The sequence below is a fragment of the Gordonia sp. DT218 genome (genome assembly GCF_049847105.1).
Lineage (GTDB): Bacteria > Actinomycetota > Actinomycetes > Mycobacteriales > Mycobacteriaceae > Gordonia.
The window spans coordinates 319776-337884 of the sequence record NZ_JBNCNS010000003.1; the positions used below are offsets into that span (position 1 = coordinate 319776).

Consider the following 18109-nt stretch of genomic DNA (forward strand, 5'->3'; position numbering starts at 1 on the left):
GGAGTGAGAGATGCGTGAGGTTCCGGTCCTCGGCAGGGGCGAGGCCATCGCCACTGCGGCCGAACTCGGCGCCGAGTTCGCGAAGGGCGCCGCGGAACGTGACCGGGCGAGGATTCTGCCGTTCGAGCAGGTCGCGAAGCTGGCCGCGAGTGGTTTGGCGGCCATCACGGTTCCCGCCCGACTCGGTGGAGCGGAGCTACCCGCGAGCACGGTGGCCGAGGTGGTCCGTCTCATCTCCAAGGGAGACCCCAACATCGGGCAGATCCCGCACAGCCACTTCGTGTTCATCAATCAGCTTCTGCTCCAGGGCAGCCCGGAGCAGCAGGCGCGGATCCTTCCCGAGGTCCTCGCGGGCAAGACTCTGGGTAACGCGCAATCCGAGCGCGGCACCAAGCACATCCGCGACTACGCCACCACGCTCCGACCGGACATCGGCGGCGACGACGGCGTCTGGCGTCTGAACGGGACGAAGTTCTATTGCACCGGGGCGCTGTTCGCCGACTGGATCCCGACGCTGGCGCATCTCGGCGAGAACGGTCCGCTGCACGTCGCGTGGGTCCGGCGTGATGCCGACGGTGTCGAGGTGGTCGACGACTGGGAGGCCCTCGGCCAGCGGACCACCGCGAGCGGGACGGTGCGCTTGACCGACGTGGTGGTCACCGACGACCTGATCACCGACTTCTCGGCCACCTTCACGGGTCCGACCACCTACGGCGCGTTCGCCCAGTTGCTCCACGCCGCGATCGACGCGGGTATCGCGCGCGCCGCGCTCGAGGATGCCGCGGAGTTCGTGACCACCAAGAGCCGTCCCCACCCGGACGCCGGGGTCGAGCGCGCCGCCGACGATCCGTTGGTGGTGCACGCCTTCGGCGAGATGGAGCTCGCGGTCCGCGGTGCCGAGGCCCTGCTCGCCGAGGCGGGCCGTGCCGTCGACCGAGCCGACGCGGATCTCGACGAGGCGACCGCCGCGGCCGCGACCCTCGCCGTCGCGGCGGCCCGCGCTTCCACCACGAAGACCTCCGTCGACGTGGCGAGCCGCCTGTTCGAGGCCGCCGGTACCCGTTCCGTGGTCGCCAAGGAGTCCCTGGATCGACATTGGCGCAATGCCCGCACCCACACACTGCACGACCCGGCGGCGTGGAAGGTGCAGCACCTCGGGCGCTGGGCAGCCGAGGGCATTCTCCCGCCCCGCACCGGTCAACTCTGACCGACCGCAACACGAGTTACGCCCCCGGCACGAGAGACGAAGGAAGAGAACGAAGTACATGAGTGCATTGACGTTTCACTGGTTCCTGCCGACCAACGGCGGTGACGGCCGCAACGTGGTCGGCGGCGGCCACGGGGTGTCGGCCGGCTCCGCGGGCAGGCCGGCCTCGGTGCCGTATCTGGGTCAGATCGCCCGCAGCGCGGAACAACTCGGATTCGAGGCGGCACTGACGCCGACCGGGGCCTGGTGCGAGGACGCGTGGATCTCGACCGCGATGATCAGCAGTCTGTCGGAGCGACTCAAGTTCCTGGTCGCCTTCCGGCCGGGCGTCGTCGCGCCGTTTCTGGCGGCGCAGATGTCCGGTACCTTCCAGAATCTTTCCGGCGGAAGGCTTCTGCTGAACGTGGTGACCGGGGGCGAGGACCACGAGCAGCAGATGTTCGGCGACTTCCTCGACAAGGACCAGCGGTACGCCCGCGCAGACGAATTCCTCGAGATCGTCCGCCGGCTGTGGACCGGTGCGACGGTCGACTTCGACGGTGATCATCTGTCGGTCGCCGACGCCACACTCGCGCAGATCCCGGATCCGTTGCCGAAGATCTACTTCGGGGGATCGTCGCCGGCCGGTATCGCCGTCGCCGCGAAGCACGCGGACGTCTACCTCACCTGGGGTGAGCCCCCGGAAGCGGTCGCGGAGAAGCTCGATCGGGTGCGTAAGGCGGCGGCCGGGCAGGGGCGGCAACTCACGTTCGGTATCCGGCTGCACACCATCGCGCGAGAGACCTCCGACGATGCATGGGCCGAAGCCGATCGGCTACTCCGGCACATCTCCGACGAGGAGGTTGCGCGTATCCAATCGGGACTGAAGCGTTCGGCGTCGGAGGGGCAGCAGCGGATGCTCGCACTCAACAAGGGTTCGAAGGACGGTCTGGAGATCTACCCGAACCTCTGGGCGGGGATCGGCCTGGTTCGCGGTGGCGCGGGGACCGCGATGGTCGGCTCGTTCACCGAGATCGCCGATCTCATCGAGGCCTATCGTGACGTCGGCATCGAGGAGTTCGTGCTCTCCGGCTATCCGCATCTCGAAGAGTCGTACTGGTTCGGCGAGGGTGTTCTCCCCGAACTCGCCCGGCGCGGCCTCTGGGAACATCCCGCACCGGTCGTCGGACGTTCCGCGGTGCCGTTCGGTGCGGCGCCCACCGCGCGGGCGGCGGCGTCATGATCGCCACCGCCGTCGTCGTCGGAAATCCCAAGCCCGCGAGCCGAACACTCACCGCGGCAACCTGTGTCGCCACCGAGCTCAGCGGCGCCGAGCCCGATGTGATCGTCGACCTCGCCACCCTCGGTGCGGCTGTCCTCGACCGTTTCGCGGGTGGTACCGGTCTGTCGGAGGTGGCGATCCGCCTGATGCTCGGCGGCAGTCCGGCCCATTCGCTGTCGCCTGAGCTGACATTGCGACCGGTTCTCACCGAGATCGGCGGCACCGTGCCGGGCCGCGCGCTCTATGTGGTGGATTCCGCGTACGAAGACCCGCAGGCCTACGCGGAGTGGCCGGCCGAGACCAGGCCGACGGTCACAGCGCTGCTGGGAGGGCGTTCATGACTGAGCTGCGCACCAATCAGGATCTCGACCCGGCCAAGCTGCGCAAGGCATTCGGTGTGTTCCCGACCGGTGTGGTCGCTGTCGCTGCCGAGGTGGACGGGGCATTGACCGGGTTGGCCGCCAGTTCTTTCAGCAGTGTCAGCCTCGACCCGCCGCTGGTGTCCTTCTCGGTGGCCAATACCTCCAAGACATGGCCGGATCTCCGCCGTGCCGAACACCTCGGGGTGACGATCCTGGCCGACCATCACGGTGAGGTCTGTCGCCGGCTGGCGGGCCCGGTCGAGCATCGCTTCGACCACATCGCGCTCCAGGCCACCGGCGACGGTGCGGTCACCCTCGACGATGGGCTCGCCCGCTTCGACACCACCATCTACCGCGAGGTGGAGGCGGGCGATCACATCATCGTGCTACTGGAACTCCATGCGGTGGAGCATCCGGAGTCCGGCAGTCCCTTGATCTTTCACCGGAGTGGCTTCGGCCGTCTCGCGGTCTAGTGTTCACGCTAGGGCGCCGGCGCCGCACTCACGGCAGTGCTCTCCCGCGGGTCAGGGGCAGACTCCACGACGGTCGTGACGACGGGCTTTGCCCGTCGCCGCACCGGGACGCGGGATCTGGCGGTGAGCCACTTGCTGACCGGGGTGCGCAGCAGGATGTCGACAACAATCAGGGACGCCGCGAGAACGACCGCCGTCAGCAGTGTGGTGCGGATCGCCGCGGAGTTCGGGAACCAGTCGAACAGTGTGCCGATGAAGCCGGTCCGGCCGAGGATGTCGAGGATCAGCGGATGCACGGCGAAGACGCCGAAGGCGCGGAACGACGCATATGACACCGCCTTCGACGACATCACGCGACCCGATTCCCGGCGCGCGTTCCAGACCAGCGCCAGCATCCAGAGAAGCGTCAGTCCGGCGAGGAACCATGGCAGGTTGACGGGATTCCACGGGGTGTTCGCCTGCAGCGGGACGTTGCCGGGGGAGGTGGCCAGGAGGTAGCCGCCGACACTGAAGGCGGTACCGATCCCGCACGCGGAGATCACTGCGACCGCGTGGGTCCGCAGCCACTCGTTCATCACCTCGTGGTGCACGGCGGCGAGCGCCCCGATCGCGATGAACAGGGCATACATCGGCAGCGTCTTCCACAGGTTGTCGTAGACCAGGGTCCAGGTCGGCCCGGCCGGGCGGGGGAGGTACTGGTAGAAGACGAACGACCCCATCTGGATCACGGCGGCGACGCCGAGTACTCGCCACGGTCGGTGTGCCGTGCGATCGAGAATCCATGAGACCAGGGGAAACGCCAGGTAGATCTGCATCGAGATCAGCAAGAAGTAGAGCTGGTACTTGCCCTCGCCGGTGGCGACGTCGTGACCGAGATCGCTGAAGAAGCGGGCCGGGGTGGGCCACGGGTTGTCGGCGATGATCACGTGATCGGTCAGGGAGTAGAGCAGGGTCCACACCAGGTAGGGGCCGACCACCATGCCGAATCGCCGTCGCCAGAACGCGACGGGTGACATCGGTTTGCCGCGGGTGCTCAGGACCAGGACGAACAACGTCACCGCGACGAAGCCGTAGCGGGTGAGGTGACAGATCGTGCCGACGAGGTTGGCCGAGCGGATCACGTCGGGAGAGGTGTTGATGGCGTTGACGCTGTGTGCGATGACCACGCCGGCGAAGAGCAGGACGCGCACGAAGTCGGCGGTGTGCGCGCGGCCCGATGACGGCTTCCTCCGAGGTTCCGTCGCGACGCCGGTCGAGCCGCCCCCCGGCGGCCCGGCGTCCGTATGTACTTTTTCTGTGGTGTCGTCGACGGTCTGCAACCGCACCTCCCCGATCGGATCCCTTCCCCTGCGTCGGGCAGTGTACGGACTGTTCCTGGGAGAAACCTCAGTGGAGGTGCATCCGTGCAGGTCAGCGCGGGTTACGGGGTCTGATCAGGATTCGTGCGACCGTAACTCGGCGCGCCAGTCGTCGGGGAGTCGCTCGCGCGGACCCGGCGCACCCTGCGAGGCCGGGTGCTCGGTGGGCGCTGCCAGCTCCGGGCCGGCGAACAACTCCTCGGTGGTGAAGTCCCAGAACCACTCCTCGCCGGGCTCATAGCTCTGGATGACGCGGTGGCCGGTCTCCTCCGCGTGCCGGCGCGCATGGCGGTTCAGAGAGTCGTCGCAGCAGCCGACGTGACCGCACTGCGCGCAGCGACGCAGGTGCACCCACCACGAGCCGTCGCTGGTGCATTCGACGCAGCCCGGACCGCTCGGTGGGACGTCCGGATCGATCGACGCAGATGACATTGCGGCCTCCGATCGGCGGGGATGGTCACTCCGCGATGCACGTCAGGATATCGGCGCGGCGGCCTTCCCGCGGCCGGACGGAGTCAGATCTCCTGCACGAGGTCGGCGAGCCGCGGCAGGACGACGTCGCGCCAGCCCGGACCCATCCGGTCGAATGCCGCGGCCATCCGCGTGTCGTCGAGGTCGAACCCGGAGTGCTCGAGCAGGAGGCGTGTGCCCTTTCCCTCCGGTATCAGGGTCCAGGTGAGCGTCCAGTTGGCGGTGAACGTGTAGACGAACCGGGAGGGCGGATCGGCCTCGAGGACCCGGCACGGCTGGAGGCCGAAACCCGGCATGTCGAGAGTGAACTCGTGTCCGACATCGGGCCGGATGTCGCCGGCCGCCCACCAGCGCTGCACCAGGTCCGGTTCGGTGAGGGTGCGCCATACGGTTTCAGGGCGGGCCGCGACGAACTGATCGACGCGGATCACCGCGTACCGGTGGGTGGAATCGGTGGTCATACGAGATCCTCTGCGATGTCGGCGATATCGGACAGTCGGGCACGCCAGAAGCGTTCGAAGGGGTGGAGCCAGTCGCTCAGGTCGGCGAGCGGGGCCGCCGTCAGGTGATAGATCCGGTGGCGGCCACGAGCCTCGTCGGCGACGAGCCCGGCATCCTTCAGGACCTTCAGGTGTTCGGCCACCGACGAGCGACTCAGCACGAAGTGGGCACTGAGATCGCCGGCAGCCGTGGGTTCGGCGGCGAGCAACTCCAACAACCGGCGGCGGACCGGATTGGCCAGCGCCAGGAACACGTCGTCGGAGGTGAGCACGGCGCGAGGATATGTCGGAAATATCCGACGCGTCAACTGTGGCCGGACAGACATTGACTCGGATATACGATGTCGTAGTAAACTGAGACTATAAAGATCCGAGTAAACGAAGGGAAGGTGTGAGATGAAGATCGTCATTTTCGGTAACGGGCTCATCGGGAGTCAGGTCGAGGCGAAGCTGGCCGCGGCCGGGCACGACGTGGTGGCCCTGGGGCGCAGCGCCGGCGTGGACGCGACCACCGGCAAGGGTGTCGCCGAAGCCGTTGTGGGCGCCGACGTCGTCGTCGACCTCACCAATTCACCGTCGTGGCAGGACGACGACGTCCTGGAGTTCTTCCGTGCCTCGACGAGTAATCTGCTCACCGCCGAGCAGGCTGCCGAGGTCGGTCATCACGTGATCCTGTCGATCGTCGGTGCCGACCGGCTCACCGACTCCGGGTACATGCGCGCGAAACTCGCGCAGGAAGAATTGGTCCAGGCCGGGCCGATTCCATACTCGATCGTGCGGTCGACACAGTTCTTCGAATTCGTCGCCGGCATCGCCGAAGCGGGGACGCGTGGCGATGTGGTGCACGCCACGCCTGCGCATCTGCAGCCCATCGCCTCGAGCGACGTCGTCGAGAGGGTGAGCGACATCGTGCTCGGAGCGCCGGTCAACGGGACCGTCGAGATCGCCGGGCCCGAGGCGGTGGGTATCGACGAATTGGTCCGACGGTTGTTCGCCACAACCGGCGATCGACGATCCGTGCAGAGTGATCACGACGCGGGGTATTTCGGAGCGATCCTCGACAACGCGGCTCTCGTCCCCACGCCGGGCGTGGATGCCTGGATCGCGCCGACGACCTTCGACGACTGGCTCGATGCGCGTGCGTCGATAGGCTGACGCCATGAAGCTCTCGACCGGCGTGGAGTGGTCTCTGCACTGCTGTGTGGTGCTGAGCCAGTCCGAACGCCCGGTGCCGGCAGCCCGGCTCGCTGAGCTGCACGGAGTGTCCAAGACCTACCTCGCGAAGCACCTGCAGGCGTTGGCGCGTGCGGACCTGATCCTCCCCGCCGAGGGGCGCGACGGCGGATATGCCCTGACGCGTGCTCCCGAAACCATCACGGTGCTCGACGTGGTCCAGGCCGTGGACGGCAAGGAGCCGGCATTCCGATGTACCGAGATCCGGCAGCAGGGCATCCTCGCCGCGCCGCCGGAACAATGCGTGTCCGCGTGCGGTATCGCGAAGGTGATGGCCGCCGCCGAGCGGGCCTGGCGGACGTCGCTGGCCGGGGTGACCATTGCGGATCTTGCTGCGACACTTGATATCAACCAATTGAAGAACATCCTGGCGGCATCCTGACCGACGGTCGAGCAGCACGGAGATGTACGGCTCGCCGTCCGGCGGGTTCTTCGCTACCCTGGAGATCGCGACTGGCGAGGCCGGAGTCAACCGGCGTGGAGCGCAACTGTCAGAGGCATCGTCCGCCTGGGTGTCCCGGAGAACTCTTCTGGAGGGCAGCTGCATGAACGACGACACACCCATCGACGACGAGCGCGTCGAGCAAACCCGCGGCAGCGGCGAAACCGCACGTCATCGCGTGGTGATCATCGGTTCGGGATTCGGCGGACTGACCGCCGCGCGACAACTGGCCAAGGCCGACGTCGACGTCACCGTGATCGCCCGGACCACCCACCACCTGTTCCAGCCGCTGCTCTATCAGGTCGCCACCGGACTGATCTCCGAAGGTCAGATCGCACCTGCCCTTCGGGTGGTGCTGCGCAAACAGGGCAACACCACGGTCGTCCTCGGTGAGGTGGAGACCATCGATCTGGAGCGGCGCAGTGTCACGTCCCGGCTGCTGGAGCGCGTCACCGAGACGTCGTTCGACAGTCTGATCGTGGCGGCGGGGGCCGATCAGTCGTACTTCGGCAACGACCGGTTCGCCGAGTATGCACCCGGATTGAAGACCATCGATGATGCCCTCGAGCTGCGTGGGCGAATCCTCGGCGCTTTCGAACAGGCCGAACTATCCGACGACCCGGACGAACGCGCGCGCCTGCTCACGTTCGTGGTGGTGGGCGCCGGCGCGACCGGAGTGGAGATGGCCGGCCAGATCGCCGAGATGGCCACGAAGACGCTGCGGGGTTCGTTCCGCAACATCGATCCGACCGAGTCGCGGGTGATCCTCCTCGACGCCGCGCCTGCGGTGCTGCCGCCCTACGGCGGCAAGCTGAGCCGACGTGCCGCGAAGCGTCTGGCGAAGAACGGGGTGGAGATCCAGCTCGGGGCCATGGTGGTCGACATGGACTACCACGGGCTCGTCGTCAAGGACCAGGATGGCACCACGCGGCGGATCGAGAGTCAGTGCAAGGTGTGGTCCGCCGGTGTCTCGGCCAGCCCGTTGGGTCGTCAGCTGGCCGAGCAGAGCGGGGTCGAACTCGATCGCGCGGGCCGGGTGAAGGTCGGACCTGACCTCACCGTGACCGGGCAGCCGAACGTCTTCGTCGTCGGCGACCTGATGGCGGTCGAGGGTGTACCCGGGATGGCGCAGGGCGCGATCCAAGGGGCGAAGTACGCGACGGCGGCGATCCGGGCGGGACTGCGCGGAGCGGACCCGACGTCGCGTAAGCCGTTCTCCTACTGGGACAAGGGCTCGATGGCCACCATCGCCCGTTTCAGTGCGGTCGCGAAGATCCCCATCCCGGGCACCTCGCGCAGCATCGAGTTCTCGGGCTTCGTCGCCTGGCTGGGATGGCTCTTCCTGCATCTGCTGTACCTGGTGGGCTTCCGCAATCGGTTCACGACACTCGTCGACTGGTTCTTCGCGTTCACCAGCCGCAGCCGGACCCAGCTGGCCATCACCGAACAGCAGGTGTTCGCGCGCAACGCAATCGGAGTGCTCGACAGTCTGGGACGGCCGCGCGAAGGGTCGCAGCCGGAGGACAGGGCACCGCGGTTGGAGGAGCGGCAGAGCGCGTAGGCCTCGGTGCCGGCCGCTTGCGCGGCCCGGCGTGTGTGTGCGAAATCGGCTGTCCCACCCGGTGACGGCGGTACGGTCCAGTGATGAAACAGCTCATCAGGGCCATCGTTGGTGTCGTCGCAGTGACCGTCGTCGCGGGTTTTCTGCCCGCGGAGGCGGCGGCGACGCCGTCGTCGGGTATCTCGGCAGTCACGCTGGCCGAAGGCGACATCCCCGCCGGACTCCTGCCCTTTGTCCCCAAGGGAGTCCACGTCGCGGTCCGCGAGATCACGGTCGCGCCCGGCGGGACAACCGGTTGGCACTATCACGACGGGGATCTCGTCGGACTGATCCGCTCGGGCACCTTCACGCATCCAGGCCCCGATTGTGTCCCCACGATCTACCGTCCGGGCGAGATCATCCGAGAGCCGCACGGACAGGCCAACACCCACGCCGGGCGCAATCTCGGCGCCACTCCGGTGGTCCTCGACGTGCTCTACCTGCTCCCTTTGGGCAAGCCGTTGTCGGAGGACGCGCCGGCGCCCGGGTGTGACAAGGAGTAGTCCGGCCACAGATTCGGTGGCGGCAACGGCCTGATGATCTGGCGCTGATCTCGTAGTGCCCGAGTCTGTCGGTGGGATGGTTTAGTCTTGTCGTAGTTGTTGTGACGCGGGTGTGCTTCTCTTGTTGACGGGCGAATGTTGTTGGTGTCCTGTCGATCTTGTCCTTCGTGGTGTCGTGGCCGCGAGGATCTCACGAAAGTCCAACACCGTGTTCACCTTCTCGGATGCCGTTGCGGATGATGCCGTTGCGGATGATGCCGCTATTTCGTCGCTGGGTGCTGATCAAGTGGCTGACGCGGCTCGGGACCTGGTGCGGTTGAGTCGGCAGGCCGAGGCGCGGGCGGTGCTGTTGGCCTTTCGGATCGGACAGGCCGCCTATGACGAGGTGTTGTTCGCGCTGTCGGCGGAGCGGCAGATGATGGTGCGCAACCAGGCCGACAAGGCCGCCGTCGGGGAGATCTCGCTGCAACTCGGGATGTCACGGATCAAAGCGGGCACCTGGTACAAGCTCGGCGATGCGCTGCAACGTCGCCCCAAGATCCGCCTGGCCTATCTCGCCGGCGAATTGAGCACCCACCGGATGTCGGTGATGGTGCACGCCCTCGAGTCGGCGCCAGAGCCGAGTCCTGTTGTCGCGTCGGATACGGCCCCGGACACCGAGACACCGGTTGACCCCGATGCTTCGATCGGCCACTCCCAGGCGGACGACCTCGACTCCGATCGGTCGGCCGACGAGGAGTCTGGTGATCTGGAAGACCGTGCGCTGGAACTGTCCTCGCATCCGTCGACCGACGCCGTGTTGCGCGATGAACTCGAAGCACTCGTCATCAGCCTCGACCCGGTGGCCGCGGCCGAGACCCGCGAAGGGTTTGCCGAGACGTGGCAAAACCTCACCATCACCAATGACAGCTCCGGACACGCGAACATCGACGCCTGCGTACCGGCCGAACACGGCGTGGCCCTGCGGGAACAGATCGCGGCCTTGATCGCTGCCAGAGTGTGTCGAAACGACCTGCGCACCATAGGCCAACAACGCGTGGCAGCATTCGTCGAACTGGCCCGACTGGGCGGCCGGCTCGTCTGCACCTGCGGCGGAGATGGCTGCCGCGTCACCAACGCCGATTCGCAGGCGGAGGCCGACTCCGGTACCGCCCGGCATCGTTTTGATCGCAGTGACGAATCGGACGGGCGGGACGATTCGGATGGCCCGGGCGAATCGTTCGAAGCGGCACGGCCGTCTGATCTCGTGCTGCCCGAACTGACCGTCGTCCTCGATCCCCTCGGCATCGAAGTCCCCCGGCTACGGGGTTACGGTGCGATCGACCCGGCATTGGCGACGGATCTGAGCGGCCGTGCCCGAGTCGTACGGCTGCCGGAAACCGCCCGACATCGGCCGGCAGGCCTGCTGGTCCGTGACCGCGGCCCCGCACCACCGGTCGATCGGACCGGGCACGGCGGCTTCGACCTGCCGCCGCCGGGAGCGCTCACCTACACGCCGTCAACGCGGGTTCGCGGCGAGATCCTGCTCTCGGATCACCACTGCCGATACCCGTATTGCGGCATGCCTGCCGATCAGTGCGAGATCGATCACCTGGTGCCGTTCGACCATCGTGAGCCGCACCTCGGTGGCTGGACGGTGCCCGAAAACCTCGCGCCCATGTGCCGACCCGACCACCAGCGTAAACACCAAGGCTTCTGGCTCCCCACCATGCACACGGACCGCACCATCACCTGGCGCAACCCCAGCACCGGACAGGAGATCGTCACGTATCCGCGCTGACCGGCGGGGTCTGACGCGATGACCTCCATCGATAGCCATCATCGATCAATGGGGCGAAACTGAGTCTTTCTCGCGGAACAATCTTCGACCTACGCTCGAACATCGGCCACCCAGCGCCGTGTTCGAGCAACCGGCGGGACGAGGAGATCTCACGTCATGTCCGCGCCCGAGTCCGTTGCGGAGACAACCGAGGAAGAGGAGCCCTCGACCCATGGGGTCGTGGAGCGCCCGAGCGGTCGGCTCCTCCGACCTCGCGAGGTACTACGTGATCTCGGTGGCACATATGTCGTCAACGGTGTCGTCGGGCTGATCTTCTCGGCCTCCGGACCGGTTGCGGTCATCTTGGCGGCGGGATCTGCGGGGAAGCTCGACGCCGCGGTCCTGTCGTCGTGGATCTTCGGTGTGTTCGTCCTCAACGGCATCCTGACCCTGATCGCCAGCTGGGTGTATCGCATGCCGCTGGCGTTTGCCTGGACGATCCCGGGCACCGTACTGGTCGGTGCGTCCCTGAAACACCTGTCATGGGCCGAGGTGCTCGGAGCGTTTCTGGTCACCGGGGTGCTCATCTTCGTGATCGGACTGACCGGGCGGGTGCGAAAAGTCATGTCGGCCTTGCCGACACCGATCGTGATGGCGATGGTGGCGGGAGTCTTCCTCCAGTTCGGCATCGACGTGGTGCGTTCTGTCGGTGCCGATCCCGTTGTGGCGCTTCCGATCGTGATCGCGTTCTTCGTTCTGCAGTGTCACGGCACCCTGTCCCGGTGGATGCCGCCGATCATCGGCGCGTGTCTGGCCGGCGCGGTGGCCGTGGCGGTGAGTGGCAAGTTCCACCTCGGCCACGAGACGGCCTCGTGGCTGGCCACCCCGCTGGTGCAGGCGCCCGATTTCAGCGTCCGCGCCATGCTGGAATTGGTTGTTCCGCTGGTGGTCACCGTGATCGTCGTCCAGAACGGTCAGGGTGTTGCCGTTCTGAAGTCGGCCGGCCACCAGGCGCCGGTCAATGTCGTCACGGTCGTGTGCGGGGTGTGGTCGATGCTGGCGTCGGCAGTGGGAGCGATCTCGAGCTGCCTCGCCGGACCGACCAACGCTCTGCTCGTCGCCGGTGGCGAACGGCAGCGTCAGTACACCGCCGCACTCACGTTCGGTGTGCTCGCAATCGCGGTCGGGCTGTTCGCTCCGCTTTTCGTCGAGGTGATGGACGCGATGCCCGCGGCCTTCATCGCCACGGTCGGCGGGCTGGCGCTGCTGGGTGCTCTCCAGAACGCCTTCCGATCGGCGTTCAGCTCGCGGTTCACGATGGGTGCGCTCGTGACGTTCCTCGTCTCGATCTCGGACCTGAGCTTCTTGAACATCGGTTCGGCATTCTGGGGATTGATCGCCGGGCTGGTGGTGTCCCGGCTGATCGAGCGGGAGGACTTCCGGGCCGCGGCATCGTGAGGTGTGCACGGCGCCACGAGGACTAGCGTGGGGCGAGTCGCGAATTGCGGCGACGGTGCGAACACAGACGGTGCGAACACAGACGGTGCGAACACAGACGGTGCGAACACAGACGGTGCGAACAAGGGAGTTTCGACGATGACCGAACGGTTCGAGGTGCCCAGGGTGATCGAGGCCGACAAGGCGGAGATCTTCGCGCTGCTCTGTTCCCCCGAGGGGCACGTCACGATCGACAGCTCGGGGATGCTGCAGAGCGCCGACGGCGAGTCCGTGGGAGCGGTGGGCGACGAGTTCCTGGTCCACATGGATCGTGAGTCGCTGAATGATCGCCCCATGGGCAAGTACGACGTCCGTGTGATCATCACCGGCTTCGAGCAGGATCAGTGGATCGAATGGTCGATCGCCGGGATGGTCCGGCCCCCGCTGGATCATCGCTACGGGTATCGACTCGAATCCGTGGACGGCGGCACACGGGTGACGTCGTATTACGCCTGGAGCCGGGTTCGTGACGAGGCTCGTGGCGTCTTCCCGATCATCCCGGAGACGGCGATCCGGGCAACGCTCGGAATTCTCGCGCGGACCGTCGAAACGGCTTGACCAGCGAATACTATTGCGGCTCAAACCTTCTGAATCCGACATTTCACCCCGCATCCGGCTCGCCGCGTGGCGTCCGTAGACTCCGGAACATGTCGAGACTCCAGACTTCGCTGCGGCTGATCCCTTCCGCGATCTCTCCCTCTCGGTCGGCCGGGCGCACGTTCACCACGCGGCGGGCCCTTGCGGCGTCGGTGATTCTCGCCGTTTCTGCCGTCGGGGGCGTTCTCGGTGTCGCGCGTCCGGCAGCGCCGGCCAATGCGGACATGGTCCTCGGCGGGCATTCTGTAGGAGGCAAGATCGGGGACGCCTACGTCTTCAGCGGTGGCATCCTCAAGTGGGGTATGCCGACCGGGCCCGAACATGCCGCGGCCAAGGGCGGACGTTTCCAGAACTTCAAGCGCGACGCCTCGTTCTACTGGCATCCGTCGGCCGGTGACGGCAAGGCGCATGAGGTGGGTGGTGCCATCCGTCAGCGGTGGCAGCGGTCGGGAGCGGAACGCGGTGCCATGGGGTACCCGACGAGCAGTGAACTCAAGGTGGGCAGCGGTCGCCTGAACAATTTCCAGGGCGGTGTCATCTGCTTCAGCGATTCTGGCGGTGTGCAGGTCGTGCGCGGCGGAATCCTGAAGAAGTGGCAGGCACAGAAGGGTGCCGCCGGGTACTACGGCGTGCCACTCGGCGGCGAGTACAAGGTCGGCGGACGCTACGCCCAGGACTTTCTGAACGGCACGATCTTCTGGCCGTGATGGAGGGTCGGATCGGTTCGCCGGGCTTTTGAGGCGTGCCGGCCGGGTTTCGATACGCGTCGGACTCGCTCCGCTCGCGCGACGCTACTCAACCAGCGGTGAGCGGGGCCGGACTCGCTCCGCTCGCGCGACGCTACTCAACCAGCGGTGGATGGGGCCGGACTCGCTCCGCTCGTGCTACTCAACCAGCGGTGGTCGCGCGACTCGTCTGACTGCTGCGGCCGAGAAGCCCGAGGGCGCGGTGCCAGGCATCGCCGTCCTCGACGTCGCGGATCGGCCCGAAAACTGCGTCGTCCCCACGGTCTGCCGGGATTCGTTCTGCTTGGGCGAGAACGAGATCCACGATATCAGGGGATGGACGGTAAGCATCCCCGACGGCGTCCCACACGTGCACTGCCAGGTCGAGCGTGTGTATCGCCAGGACGGCATCGAAGGAAATCGCCTCCTGCCTGATCTCGACCAGGCGTACTCGGGCGGCGGGTTCGCCGTCGATGGCTGTGGCCACAGCGGTCCTCGACTCGTCCCAGAGCGTGTGAGACCTGGGCCGATAGGTGGACCGGTCGGCATCGCCGTCGGCGATCGCGGCGGCGAACCCGAAGTTCTGCCCGACCATGTGGCAGACCAGATCTTCGATCGTCCAGCCCACGCAGCGGCTTGCGTTGGGCATCATGGCTGATGTGAGTGCGTCGATCATGTCGTCGGCGTCGGTGAGTGCGCGACGATGGAGTTCGGTGAGTGTGGCCATGGGGTAATCATCTACCACGGTAGATGAATTTGGAAGGGGCAATGCGTGACGGGTGACGATCGTGGGATGGATCTCGGCGCCGCGGCCGGGGCACTCGCCCGGGCGATGGTGGCCGCGGAGACGCCGATACTGGACCAGGCGGGCCTGTCGATGTGGGAGTACGTGGTGCTCGATGCGCTCGCCGACGCCACCGCGATCTCGCAGGCGGACTTGTCGCAGCGGACGCGCCGAGACCCGACCCGGCTCGGTCACCTTCTCGACGCATTGTCCGACCGCGGGCTGGTCGAGCGGGCTCGATCGACCGACCGCCGCCGCGTGACCGTCTCGACGACCCCTGCCGGGCAGCAGTTGCTCGCGGAGGTGAAGCGGCAGATCCGCGCGATGGAGGAGTCGTTTCTGCGGTCGGCCGTCGGCGACGGCGGTGGGGCGACGGCCCGGGCTCTGCTGAGCAGTCTGGGTCAGGCGGCGCGGGGGTTGTCCATCGACTGAGGACGACCGGATCGGCCGACGCTCCTGGGTATTTGGCCGACACCCGGCCTGGTGCGAACGGTGCGGAGTACAAACAGGTGATGACCGACAACGCCGTCATCGAGATCAGCCGCGACCACAACCCGTTCGGCCAGGACGGGGTGGTGCGGGACGCCACCGGGATCTTGCGATACGCTGCCGTCCCGGCAACGCTCATCGACATCCTCCGCGACCGGGCCGCCGCGCAGCCCGATGTCGAGGCCGTGGTCGAACTCGGTGGTCGCCGACTCACCTACGCAGAGCTGTGGGACGCGGCCGCGCGCGTCGCGGGTGGGCTGCAGGCCCAGGGCGTGGCAAACGGGGATCGTGTCGCGGTCCGCTACGCGGCGGGCGTGGACTGGGTACTCGCCTTCTGGGGCACCGTGCTGTCAGGTGGAATCGCCGTCGCGGTGAACACCCGATCGGCCGAGCCCGAGGTGGCGTTCGTCCTCGAGAACGCCGGAGTCACCCTGGACCTGGCTCCGGGCACTCCGCTTCCGGATGGCGAACCGTACGTCATCGATGCAGCGACGGCCGGCGACGTCGCGGCGCTGTTCTACACGTCGGGCACCACCGGCCGCCCCAAGGGCGTGCCCACCACACACGAAGCCTTTATTGCCAACGCCGAGAACATGATTCGCTGTTCCGGTCTCTCCCGCGAGGCGGGCGCGGACTATCGGACCCTGATCTCGGTCCCGCTGTTCCACGTGACCGGCTGCAACTCGCAGCTCCTGGTGGCCACCTACGTCGGCGGTACGGCGGTGATCATGCCGCAGCTCGACGTCGCCGCCCTGGTGGATGTGCTCGTCGCCGAGAAGATCGGTTACATGGTCACCGTGCCGGCGGTGTACGCGCTCCTGCTCCGCCACCCGGCCTTCGCGGACGCAAAGGTTTCCGGTGTCCGCGTGGTCGGTTACGGCGGTGCGCCGATCGCGCCGTCGACGGTGCAGGAGATCCAGGCGGGGTTCAGCGAGGCCACCGTCATGAATGGCTACGGAATGACCGAAACAGCTTCCCTGGTCACGGTTTTGCCTGACCAGGATGCCGTCGAGCATGCCGACTCGGTCGGCTACGCGGTGCCGTCGGTGGACATCGGCATCGTGCCGATTTCCGACGACCCGACGATCGGCGAACTCGTCGTGCGGGGAGCGAACGTCGCGACCGGCTACTGGGAGCGCCCCGACGCCGACGCCGAGACGATCGTCGACGGCTGGCTGCACACCGGAGACGTGGTCCGCGTGGACGACGCCGGACGCGTGCACATCGTCGACCGGATCAAGGACATCATCAATCGCGGTGGTGAGAACGTGTCGAGTATCGAGGTCGAGGCCGTGCTCCTCTCGGCGCCCGGTGTGGTCGATGCCGCGGTGGTCCCGGTGCCCGACGACGTGATGGGCGAGAAGGTCGGCGCCATACTGGTTTCCGAGTCGGGTGAACTCGACCTGGAGGCCATTATGGCGCACTGCCGAGAGAACCTTGCCGACTTCAAGATCCCGCAGTTCGCGGTGGTGTCCGGAGAAACGTTGCCGCGCAATGCCGGTGGAAAACTCTTGAAGAAGAAGATTCGCGAGCAGGTGCAGTGGGGCGACCCGCTGCGGTAGGGATCGCACCGGTTCGCGCGGTATGCCGGCCTCAGGTGATAGACACAGTGGATGCCGACATACTTCACCAGCACCGATGGCGAGACCCTGACCCCCACGAAGTGGGCCGGCAGCCCGTGGTCGGAGAAACAGATCAGCGGGCCGGTGGTGTGTGGCGCGTTCGCGCGGGCGTTGGAACGACATGTGCCACCCGACTTCATCCCCATCCGGCTGACGGTGGACATGTTCAGCCCGGTCCTCAAGCAACCGTTCACCGTGGACACCGAGGTCATGCGGAAGGGTTCCCGCATCGTGGTGGTGGACGCGGAGATCGTGCAGGACGGTAAGCCGCGGGCGCGGGCCGCGGCGGTGATCGCCGCCGCAGCCGACGATCCGCGGGGCGAGACCTGGCATGCCCCGGTCGACGAATTGCTGACTCCGCCCGACCGCACCGCCCGCGACGGCGGGGACGTCCCACTGTTCCGTAGTGGCGAACAGGACTGGTCCACCGACTACCTCAGCAACCAGAATGCGCTGCGCAAGAGTGTCTGGCAGGACCAGGGACGGCTGATCGAGGGGGAGGAGTCGTCGGGATTCGTGCGGGCCGCCATGGTCGCCGAGAACACCAGCATGGTGTGCAACTGGGGCTCCGAGGGCGTCGGGTTCATCAACTCCGATCTCACCGTCGCGCTGTCCCGTATGCCGCACAGCGCCGACTTCGGTCTGCTGGCCATCGACCAGTTGATGGGCCAGGGAGTCGCGGTCGGAAGTGCGTACCTGTTCGATCGCGACGGCGCCTTCGGCATCGCGACGGTGTCCGCGCTGTCGAATGTTCGCCGGCAGCTCGATCTGGCGAGTCTGGCCGAAGAGCACGGGTGGGACAACAGAGGCGATGACGAGGGTGACCCGACGCCACCGTGAGGTGTCGGTCCCGTCAGGTCGTGGACGACCGACGGGTTCGACAGACAGTCGCAGACCGAAATCGCAGGCGCGCCGTCCGGGGCGTGATGGGAGGCGGCGGTGCATCCCTGCGGCCGATGCATGCGGCCAACTGCTCGGCGGCCTGCGGGATAACGCCGACGAGGTGGGTGCCTGGGCGTATGCGGCCCGAGCCGCCGATTCAGCCTCTGGACAGCGGGCGGTCCATATCATAGTGTGGCGTTACGCGTCCGTAGGTTACCGGCTGGTAAGGGCGCGCTGGGGGTGGTGCGCATCGTGGTGGGGCGGCGCGTTTGTCGATGTGTAGATCGAAATAACTTCTCCGGCGGGTTGTCTCACACGACTGTTGAGGTGGACCTCGGTGGCCA

At 66.9% G+C, this 18109-nt stretch carries 20 protein-coding genes; 15 read left to right on the forward strand and 5 right to left on the reverse strand.

What is annotated here, in order from left to right:
* The first annotated feature begins 10 nt into the window (after positions 1-10).
* From ACPXCG_RS13000 to ACPXCG_RS13015, 4 genes are read left to right on the forward strand one after another with little or no spacing between them, the layout of a single operon-like run.
* Positions 11-1207 (forward strand): SfnB family sulfur acquisition oxidoreductase, encoded by a 1197-nt coding sequence (locus ACPXCG_RS13000; RefSeq protein ID WP_425792381.1) that lies wholly within the window; start codon positions 11-13, stop codon positions 1205-1207.
* 58 nt (positions 1208-1265) lie between these two features.
* Positions 1266-2429, forward strand: coding sequence for an LLM class flavin-dependent oxidoreductase (locus ACPXCG_RS13005; RefSeq protein ID WP_425792382.1), 1164 nt, complete (start codon positions 1266-1268; stop codon positions 2427-2429).
* Positions 2426-2809 carry an NADPH-dependent oxidoreductase gene (locus ACPXCG_RS13010; RefSeq protein WP_425792383.1) on the forward strand — a complete coding sequence of 128 codons (384 nt, stop codon included), beginning with the start codon at positions 2426-2428 and terminating at the stop codon, positions 2807-2809. The genes ACPXCG_RS13005 and ACPXCG_RS13010 overlap by 4 nt, the downstream gene beginning before the upstream one ends.
* Positions 2806-3303: a flavin reductase family protein gene (locus ACPXCG_RS13015; RefSeq protein ID WP_425792384.1), complete on the forward strand. Its 498-nt coding sequence runs from the start codon at positions 2806-2808 to the stop codon at positions 3301-3303. Before ACPXCG_RS13010 ends, ACPXCG_RS13015 begins: the two co-directional genes overlap by 4 nt.
* A gap of 8 nt (positions 3304-3311) precedes the next feature.
* Here the strand turns inward: ACPXCG_RS13015 and ACPXCG_RS13020 are convergent, their stop codons facing one another.
* The 4 genes from ACPXCG_RS13020 to ACPXCG_RS13035 all read right to left on the reverse strand — a co-directional run bounded on the left by ACPXCG_RS13020 (position 3312) and on the right by ACPXCG_RS13035 (position 5904).
* Positions 3312-4622, reverse strand: coding sequence for an acyltransferase (locus ACPXCG_RS13020; RefSeq protein WP_425792820.1), 1311 nt, complete (start codon positions 4620-4622; stop codon positions 3312-3314).
* Positions 4623-4736: 114 nt separating this feature from the next.
* A complete protein-coding gene (locus tag ACPXCG_RS13025; RefSeq protein ID WP_425792385.1) occupies positions 4737-5093 on the reverse strand; it encodes a UBP-type zinc finger domain-containing protein in 357 nt (118 codons plus the stop codon).
* 83 nt (positions 5094-5176) lie between these two features.
* Complete coding sequence (locus ACPXCG_RS13030) at positions 5177-5593, reverse strand: SRPBCC family protein (protein ID WP_425792386.1); 417 nt, start codon at positions 5591-5593, stop codon at positions 5177-5179.
* Positions 5590-5904: an ArsR/SmtB family transcription factor gene (locus ACPXCG_RS13035; protein WP_425792387.1), complete on the reverse strand. Its 315-nt coding sequence runs from the start codon at positions 5902-5904 to the stop codon at positions 5590-5592. Before ACPXCG_RS13035 ends, ACPXCG_RS13030 begins: the two co-directional genes overlap by 4 nt.
* Positions 5905-6028: 124 nt before the next feature.
* Between ACPXCG_RS13035 and ACPXCG_RS13040 the strand changes: the two genes are divergently transcribed.
* The 8 genes from ACPXCG_RS13040 (at position 6029) to ACPXCG_RS13075 (ending at position 13970) form a co-directional block, all read left to right on the forward strand.
* A complete protein-coding gene (locus tag ACPXCG_RS13040; protein ID WP_425792388.1) occupies positions 6029-6787 on the forward strand; it encodes an SDR family oxidoreductase in 759 nt (252 codons plus the stop codon).
* 4 nt (positions 6788-6791) lie between these two features.
* Positions 6792-7247, forward strand: coding sequence for an RrF2 family transcriptional regulator (locus ACPXCG_RS13045; protein ID WP_425792389.1), 456 nt, complete (start codon positions 6792-6794; stop codon positions 7245-7247).
* 163 nt (positions 7248-7410) lie between these two features.
* Positions 7411-8868, forward strand: a complete 1458-nt coding sequence (locus ACPXCG_RS13050) for an NAD(P)/FAD-dependent oxidoreductase (protein ID WP_425792390.1) — start codon at positions 7411-7413, stop codon at positions 8866-8868.
* An 83-nt stretch (positions 8869-8951) separates the two neighbouring features.
* Positions 8952-9410, forward strand: coding sequence for a cupin domain-containing protein (locus ACPXCG_RS13055; protein ID WP_425792391.1), 459 nt, complete (start codon positions 8952-8954; stop codon positions 9408-9410).
* 286 nt (positions 9411-9696) lie between these two features.
* Positions 9697-11190 (forward strand): HNH endonuclease, encoded by a 1494-nt coding sequence (locus ACPXCG_RS13060; RefSeq protein WP_425792392.1) that lies wholly within the window; start codon positions 9697-9699, stop codon positions 11188-11190.
* 156 nt (positions 11191-11346) lie between these two features.
* A complete protein-coding gene (locus tag ACPXCG_RS13065; protein ID WP_425792393.1) occupies positions 11347-12627 on the forward strand; it encodes a benzoate/H(+) symporter BenE family transporter in 1281 nt (426 codons plus the stop codon).
* A 138-nt stretch (positions 12628-12765) separates the two neighbouring features.
* On the forward strand, positions 12766-13224 hold the full coding sequence (locus tag ACPXCG_RS13070; protein ID WP_425792394.1) for a polyketide cyclase: 459 nt from the start codon (positions 12766-12768) through the stop codon (positions 13222-13224).
* A gap of 89 nt (positions 13225-13313) precedes the next feature.
* Complete coding sequence (locus ACPXCG_RS13075; RefSeq protein ID WP_425792395.1) at positions 13314-13970, forward strand: LGFP repeat-containing protein; 657 nt, start codon at positions 13314-13316, stop codon at positions 13968-13970.
* A 181-nt stretch (positions 13971-14151) separates the two neighbouring features.
* Here the strand turns inward: ACPXCG_RS13075 and ACPXCG_RS13080 are convergent, their stop codons facing one another.
* Positions 14152-14715 carry a maleylpyruvate isomerase N-terminal domain-containing protein gene (locus tag ACPXCG_RS13080; RefSeq protein ID WP_425792396.1) on the reverse strand — a complete coding sequence of 188 codons (564 nt, stop codon included), beginning with the start codon at positions 14713-14715 and terminating at the stop codon, positions 14152-14154.
* 45 nt (positions 14716-14760) lie between these two features.
* Between ACPXCG_RS13080 and ACPXCG_RS13085 the strand changes: the two genes are divergently transcribed.
* The 3 genes from ACPXCG_RS13085 (at position 14761) to ACPXCG_RS13095 (ending at position 17723) form a co-directional block, all read left to right on the forward strand.
* Positions 14761-15204 carry a MarR family winged helix-turn-helix transcriptional regulator gene (locus ACPXCG_RS13085; protein WP_425792397.1) on the forward strand — a complete coding sequence of 148 codons (444 nt, stop codon included), beginning with the start codon at positions 14761-14763 and terminating at the stop codon, positions 15202-15204.
* An 80-nt stretch (positions 15205-15284) separates the two neighbouring features.
* Entirely contained in the window at positions 15285-16823 is a 1539-nt protein-coding gene (locus tag ACPXCG_RS13090) for a class I adenylate-forming enzyme family protein (protein WP_425792398.1), read from the forward strand.
* Positions 16824-16874: 51 nt separating this feature from the next.
* The gene (locus ACPXCG_RS13095; RefSeq protein WP_425792399.1) at positions 16875-17723 is read left to right on the forward strand and encodes an acyl-CoA thioesterase domain-containing protein; all 849 of its coding nucleotides are present in this window, start codon (positions 16875-16877) and stop codon (positions 17721-17723) included.
* Positions 17724-18109 lie beyond the last annotated feature (386 nt).

Excerpts from the sequence above, each read along its gene's own strand:
- ACPXCG_RS13000 (WP_425792381.1), top strand. The coding sequence starts at position 11 with ATGCGTGAGGTTCCGGTCCTCGGCAGGGGCGAGGCCATCGCCACTGCG.
- ACPXCG_RS13005 (WP_425792382.1), top strand. The coding sequence starts at position 1,266 with ATGAGTGCATTGACGTTTCACTGGTTCCTGCCGACCAACGGCGGTGAC.
- ACPXCG_RS13010 (WP_425792383.1), top strand. The coding sequence starts at position 2,426 with ATGATCGCCACCGCCGTCGTCGTCGGAAATCCCAAGCCCGCGAGCCGA.
- ACPXCG_RS13015 (WP_425792384.1), top strand. The coding sequence starts at position 2,806 with ATGACTGAGCTGCGCACCAATCAGGATCTCGACCCGGCCAAGCTGCGC.
- ACPXCG_RS13025 (WP_425792385.1), bottom strand. The coding sequence starts at position 5,093 with ATGTCATCTGCGTCGATCGATCCGGACGTCCCACCGAGCGGTCCGGGC.
- ACPXCG_RS13030 (WP_425792386.1), bottom strand. The coding sequence starts at position 5,593 with ATGACCACCGATTCCACCCACCGGTACGCGGTGATCCGCGTCGATCAG.
- ACPXCG_RS13040 (WP_425792388.1), top strand. The coding sequence starts at position 6,029 with ATGAAGATCGTCATTTTCGGTAACGGGCTCATCGGGAGTCAGGTCGAG.
- ACPXCG_RS13045 (WP_425792389.1), top strand. The coding sequence starts at position 6,792 with ATGAAGCTCTCGACCGGCGTGGAGTGGTCTCTGCACTGCTGTGTGGTG.
- ACPXCG_RS13050 (WP_425792390.1), top strand. The coding sequence starts at position 7,411 with ATGAACGACGACACACCCATCGACGACGAGCGCGTCGAGCAAACCCGC.
- ACPXCG_RS13055 (WP_425792391.1), top strand. The coding sequence starts at position 8,952 with ATGAAACAGCTCATCAGGGCCATCGTTGGTGTCGTCGCAGTGACCGTC.
- ACPXCG_RS13065 (WP_425792393.1), top strand. The coding sequence starts at position 11,347 with ATGTCCGCGCCCGAGTCCGTTGCGGAGACAACCGAGGAAGAGGAGCCC.
- ACPXCG_RS13070 (WP_425792394.1), top strand. The coding sequence starts at position 12,766 with ATGACCGAACGGTTCGAGGTGCCCAGGGTGATCGAGGCCGACAAGGCG.
- ACPXCG_RS13075 (WP_425792395.1), top strand. The coding sequence starts at position 13,314 with ATGTCGAGACTCCAGACTTCGCTGCGGCTGATCCCTTCCGCGATCTCT.
- ACPXCG_RS13080 (WP_425792396.1), bottom strand. The coding sequence starts at position 14,715 with ATGGCCACACTCACCGAACTCCATCGTCGCGCACTCACCGACGCCGAC.
- ACPXCG_RS13090 (WP_425792398.1), top strand. The coding sequence starts at position 15,285 with ATGACCGACAACGCCGTCATCGAGATCAGCCGCGACCACAACCCGTTC.
- ACPXCG_RS13095 (WP_425792399.1), top strand. The coding sequence starts at position 16,875 with ATGCCGACATACTTCACCAGCACCGATGGCGAGACCCTGACCCCCACG.